We start from the raw sequence: 5,828 nt of genomic DNA on the forward strand, positions 1-5,828 counted from the left end.
CGCCGCCACAGCCAGAAAAAAGGCTGGCGTTGCTTCAAAAGGACGCCAGCCAACTAATACGACTACACCCGCAAAGCCCAGTACAAATCCGATCAATCGGTTGAAGGTAAATCTTTCCCCAAGCCAAACAGCAGCAACTACAGTGCCAAAAAGTGGCGTTGTTCGCAGTATCAATTCCCAGATTGTGATACAGGGTCGCAAAGACTTCCTGCATATGCACGGGGCGATCAACGGCTTCTTCAGCTAACCTGTTGGTCGAACCGATGACTTGCCCGGTTTTCATTCCGCCTCCCGCCATTAATGCGGCATGCACGCGTGGCCAATGATCGCGTCCTGCGTTTTTATTAATTTTTGGAGTCCGTCCAAATTCTCCCCAGACGATTACCGTCACATCTTTTTCCATGCCTCGTTCGTGCAGATCTTCTACTAAAGCTGCAACACCTTGATCGAGCAACGGGATGACTTTTCTTGCATATCCAAAATTATTCCCATGCCAATCAAAATGGGCAAAGCTGCATGTTACGCAGCGAGCGCCCGCTTCAACAGCACGGCGCGCCTGAAGAAAACGAGACATGATTGCCTGATAGCCATTTTTCAGCGGGTAGTTCAGAACCTTGGGGCTGTCTGTTCCGTAGCGAGCGCGAACTTTAGGATCTTCATTTTTCAGATCCAGGGCTTCTACGAGCCTCGATGAGGAAAGCACTTCCAAAGCCTGTTTTGTATGGCCGCCATAGGTTCCATCCGTGAGCTGTGTCTCTGCGACTTTGCGAAAGCGATCCAGTTCATTCAGCAAGTTGGCGCGTTCGCTGAGGCGTGCGTTGGAAATCGAGTTGAGTGTCATATTTTCCATGACGCGTCCATCTGGTCGAAATGGCGCATGTTCCAATCCGAGGAAGCCGGAGCTTTTTATGTTCCAGGGATTATGGGCCATTGTATGCGACAAATCGATATAGGGTGGGACGGTTGGGTTGACTGGTCCCTTGACTTTGGAAAGTGCCGATCCCAATGCGGGCCAGCCACCTTGAGGCTGTGCACTGCGGAAGTGATGGCCTGTGCAACACTCAAAAGAGTCGTGTCGGCCTTCTGCGCCAACAAGAGAGCGAATGATTGAGAACTTATCCATCATTCCCGCCACCCGTGGCATTAACTCGCTGATTTGAATGCCAGGCACGTTCGTGTCGATTGGCTTAAACTCACCTCGTATTTCAGACGGCGCATCTGGTTTTAAATCAAACATGTCCTGATGCGGAGGGCCACCGGCGAGAAAAATCATGATGACCGCTTTGTGGGATGATGGTTTCCCACTTTGTTCCTGCGCTCGTAAGATCTGTGGTAGAGAAGCGCCGCCTAATGCCAAACCACCAATCTGCATGAAAGAACGTCGAGGCATCCGGTCGCAGAAACGAACTGATTGATTTTCAATCCTGAGCATCAATTTCAACTTTCAAGTAAAACAAATCGATTCATCAACACTGAGTTTCTAAAAGAACCCTGAGGTTACATAAGCGTACACTAATGTGTTTGGTTTGAATAGAATAATTGCCGCTATCAGAGCGAAAATTAAGAAAATGATGTCTCTGAACAGATCATCTGTACCGAATAAAACGCGAATGATGCGCGTTCTCAGATGGTCTTATTAAAGGCCACGCGACCCTCTTCCACGTTGCCCCAAAAGGCAAGTCGATAGTCGCGGACATTTTCGTTCAATGCAATACCCCTTGATTGTAGTGGTTGGCAAGTAATCCAGCCTTTCTGCTCTAGTGCTTTCAGGTGTTGGGAAACAATGCTGAGCGAGTGAATCTCTAATGCGCGGGCAATCTCGAAGTAGGTGGGCGCTTTTCCTGTGTGATCAATTTCGTTGGTAATATAGTCGAGTATTTGTTGTTGTCGGTCAGTTAAATACTGGTTCATTGAATTCTCCTTTGCGCTGCAGTCGGCGCGTGTGAGGGGCGCACGAAGGCGCTCGCTATCATCCATGAGAGTCGGGCCTGGATTCCAATACAGGCCTTCAAAAGAATAAATACAATGACAATTATGATGCGACTACCTGCAGCGAGTCGTACGCGGCCACCACCTGGTGAACGGGGAGGGAATCGATAATTCAAAGCATATATACAGTATCGTCAATCGTCAATCAGAATTTGAGTGGAGTTTGTTTTTTGCGGGGACGTTAATATTAAACGCTTTAAAAAACAGGGCATTTTAGTTATTTATTAAGCCAGTTCTTCGATTTGTACGAAATCATAGTATACTAACTTTGGTCAAATACTATTGATTGGACTTTTCCGCGGTAACGTATTAGATTATATTGATATATGTAAAGTATATTAAGATAACCTCTTACGCTTGTATGTTAGTCTCTTGGATTCAGGAGAGTCGTGATGCCTGCAAATAATCCGGCCTGTCATCCGCAGATATCTCGTCGGACGGCAATTGAAGTTGGCTCCGTCAGCCTGCTTGGGTTTGGAATTAATCATCTGGATGCCCTACGAGCGAAAGCAGCTGCGCCTACAAAACACAAAACGGCGAAGTCGTGTATCTTTATCTTTCTCTCCGGGGGCATGTCTCAACACGAGACGTTCGACATGAAACCGGAGGCCAGCTCTGAAGTTCGTGGAGAATTTGATCCCATTTCCACGAAGATTCCGGGTCTTCAAATCAGTGAACATCTTCCAATGTTGGCACAGCGCAGCCATCTGTGGTCGGTTTGTCGAACATTGGCGCATGGTACTAATGACCATTCGTTGGGTCATCACATCATGTTGACCGGTCGTTCGGGTAAACCTATCGGATTTAATCCAAGCCGTCCGATGTCAACGGACCATCCTTCGATTGCTGCGATCGCTGGCGGCGTCATTCGTGCTCGCACAAATCTGCCACCCGCTATTGTGCTGCCTGATAAAATTATGCATCGAACGGGACGCGTGGTTCCAGGACAGTTTGCTGGCACAATGGGTTCCAATCGAGATCCCTGGTTCATCGAAGCTTCTCCATTCCACGTGCAATCATATGGCGCATTTCCGGATTACGCATTCGATCATCAGCAGCGGGGGGGCGACGACAAACGTGTCTTTCAAACACCGCATCTGAAACTTTCGCAAGGCATGACTCAAGGGCGGATGAATAACCGCATCAGTTTGCTGAAAGAGTTAGGGAAACAACGCAAAGTACTTGATATTGCCGGCGAGGTTGAAAGCTTTGACCGCTATCGCAGTGCAGCGATTTCTCTGTTAAATGATGAGAAAGTCCATTATGCGATGGATGTGACCAATGCGGATGATAAAACACAGGAACGTTACGGGAAAAACTCGTTTGGCTGGTCGCTGCTGATGGCGCGACGTTTAGTTCAGACGGGCGTAAATCTGGTACAGGTCAACCTGGGTAATAATGAATCTTGGGATACGCACGGCAATATCTTTCCACATCTTAAAGATAAGTTATTACCACCGACGGACCGTGCTGTTTCTGCTTTGCTCGACGATTTGTCAGAAAGTGGTCAGCTTAAAGATACACTGATTGTCATGTGCAGTGAATTTGGGCGCACGCCGAAACTTTCTCAGCTATCCCAATTTTATGCATTACCGGGGCGAGATCACTGGGGCGCTGTTCAATCGGTCTTCCTGGCCGGTGGTGGCATCAAAGGGGGCCGCGTTATTGGCACAACAGATAGTATGGGTGGATTCCCCATCGATCTACCGCAGAAACCGGAAAACTTTGCAGCGACAATTTACCGTGCATTAGGTTTGCCGCAAACCACCTACTGGCATGACGATGTCGACCGTCCCCATTTCATCTACGAAGGAACTCCGATACCGGGGCTCTCTTAAAGTGTGGTTAAACGTGTCTCAATGCGGGCACGATTTCGGTACGCGATGCATAGCATGCGGGGATAATTCCCGCACAAATTCCCGTTACCATAGCTAGAAGCATGCCGACCCATGCCAGATGGAGTGAGGGGATGAAGGCAACGGTCACTGCTTCTGCTCCCACTGAAAGGCTGCTGATTTTTAGAGTGATTAAAGCGGCTCCGACTCCCAGGAATCCCCCTGCGATACTTAACAAAGTGCTTTCCGCCAGAACCAGTCCAAAGACTTTCACTCCCGAAAAACCCAACGTTCGTAAGACCGCATGTTCCTGAATGCGATCTTCGACCGACATCAGTGTTGTGGTAGCCACTAATGACAGAACCAGTCCTACACATGCCAGCCCCAGATAGTACGACATCTCGATTAACTGCGATAAATCACCGAGACTATTTGCCTGAAAGACTCCTTTGGCACGCGTGTTGGTTTCGACGGGACCGCCGCGAAATCGTTCATCAATGGCGGTGCTGGTAATGAGCGGGTCGGTGCCCGGTTTTAAGATGACTTCCAATTGCGTGACCGTACCTACCAGATTGATACCTTGCCGGCGCTGTAAAAAATCAAGGTGACTGTAAATATAATTCTCTTCCGCGGGGTTATCGCTTTGATAGATGCCGGCGACATTCACAGAGAGATCGCCGATCGAAAATTTATCACCGGCTTTAATGCCACGTCGTGCTGCCACGGCCCGTCCAATGATGGCTGCATCCTGGTGTGTTTCAAAATCAGACCAGTTTCCGGAGAGAAATTCAAAATCGCGCGCGGTGCGTAGCTTTTGTGGTGGTACTCCATAAAACACGACTACATCCAGACTCGCACGACAATTATTCGTAAAGACCTGGATCGGCATCACATCTTTCACGCCCGCAAATTTTGAAATTTGTTGATCGTAGTCTTGAGGGAGATGACTGGTGGCGGGACAGAATTTATTTGCCTGGAAGACGATTAACGAACCGCGGGCTTCCTGTCGTTGCTTTAAATCATTCATGCCTTCCTGAATGGATTGAATGAAACAGAAAACAAACAAGGCTACTGCAGATCCGGCGACGGTTAACATCGTTCGCGCACGGTGTCCCCAGAGTGATTTCAGAATGTAGGCAATCAGTTTCATGTTTGATCCCCACTCGTGGCAAATGCTGCTGTAGTAACATTATGCGTCTGGATCAATTTTCCATGATCTAGAGTAAACTGTCTGTCTGCAATTTGAGCAGCTGCAGAGTCATGTGTCACCATTAACATTGTAATATCTAACTCTCGATTCAATCTTTTTAGCAGGTCTAGAATTTGTTCTGACGTTTCTGCATCCAGGTCGCCCGTTGGTTCGTCGGCGACGACAATTTCAGGGTGTTTGACAATTGCCCGTGCAATGCCCACACGTTGTTCCTGTCCTCCTGACATTTGACGCGGATAATGATTGGCCCGATCCAGCAGGTCGACGGCCTGCATTGCTACTTCCACGCGTTTTTTACGCTCCGATCGGGACATGGGTAAAAGTAATAACGGGAGTTCAACGTTTTCATAAGCGGTAAGTACGGGTACGAGATTATGTGTTTGAAAGATGTAACCTAGATGGGAGGCCCGCCAACGTGCCTGTTGAGATCGTGAGAGCGTTGTGATTTCGACGCCATCAACGACAATCGAACCAGAGTCGGGGTGGTCGATGCTTGCAATGAGATTTAGAAGTGTTGATTTTCCCGTCCCGCTGGATCCCATTAACGACAGGAATTCTCCCTGCTCGATATTGAGTGAAACAGAATCCAGGGGAGTGATCGTCTCGCCCCCCTTGTGATATTGTTTGGTCAGGTTCTTGATGCTGACAAGTGGCATACTTAGTTTCCTTCCTGATCTGTTTCGCCCATGATCTGGATTCGATCTCCCGGATTGAGACCAGTCGTGGGAGAAGAAATCAGATGGCTCGTTAGATCGAGGCCTTGTTTGACTTCCACAAATGGTCCGTTGGAGTTC

5 protein-coding genes and 1 pseudogene are annotated in these 5,828 nt (G+C 48.4%); 1 reads left to right on the forward strand and 5 read right to left on the reverse strand.

Annotated elements, in window-relative coordinates; translation table 11 throughout:
• The 3 genes and pseudogenes from Q0668_RS25900 to Q0668_RS14220 form a co-directional block, all read right to left on the reverse strand.
• Positions 1-231 (reverse strand): EamA family transporter (locus tag Q0668_RS25900; RefSeq protein ID WP_366918903.1); only part of this gene is annotated, 231 nt, incomplete at its 3' end.
• Positions 224-1,432 (reverse strand): annotated as a pseudogene (locus Q0668_RS14215) (DUF1501 domain-containing protein); the annotation flags it as partial. The gene Q0668_RS25900 and the pseudogene Q0668_RS14215, both read right to left, overlap by 8 nt.
• Positions 1,433-1,623: 191 nt before the next feature.
• Positions 1,624-1,911: a hypothetical protein gene (locus Q0668_RS14220; RefSeq protein WP_298865821.1), complete on the reverse strand. Its 288-nt coding sequence runs from the start codon at positions 1,909-1,911 to the stop codon at positions 1,624-1,626.
• Between the two features lie 470 nt (positions 1,912-2,381).
• Between Q0668_RS14220 and Q0668_RS14225 the strand changes: the two genes are divergently transcribed.
• On the forward strand, positions 2,382-3,827 hold the full coding sequence (locus Q0668_RS14225; protein ID WP_298865822.1) for a DUF1501 domain-containing protein: 1,446 nt from the start codon (positions 2,382-2,384) through the stop codon (positions 3,825-3,827).
• Between the two features lie 7 nt (positions 3,828-3,834).
• Here the strand turns inward: Q0668_RS14225 and Q0668_RS14230 are convergent, their stop codons facing one another.
• Positions 3,835-4,974: an ABC transporter permease gene (locus Q0668_RS14230; RefSeq protein WP_298865823.1), complete on the reverse strand. Its 1,140-nt coding sequence runs from the start codon at positions 4,972-4,974 to the stop codon at positions 3,835-3,837.
• Positions 4,971-5,690, reverse strand: coding sequence for an ABC transporter ATP-binding protein (locus Q0668_RS14235; protein ID WP_298865824.1), 720 nt, complete (start codon positions 5,688-5,690; stop codon positions 4,971-4,973). The genes Q0668_RS14230 and Q0668_RS14235 overlap by 4 nt, the downstream gene beginning before the upstream one ends.
• Positions 5,691-5,828: the final 138 nt, after the last annotated feature.

It is taken from the genome of uncultured Gimesia sp., assembly GCF_937910335.1.
In the GTDB taxonomy this organism is placed as follows: Bacteria; Planctomycetota; Planctomycetia; order Planctomycetales; family Planctomycetaceae; genus Gimesia.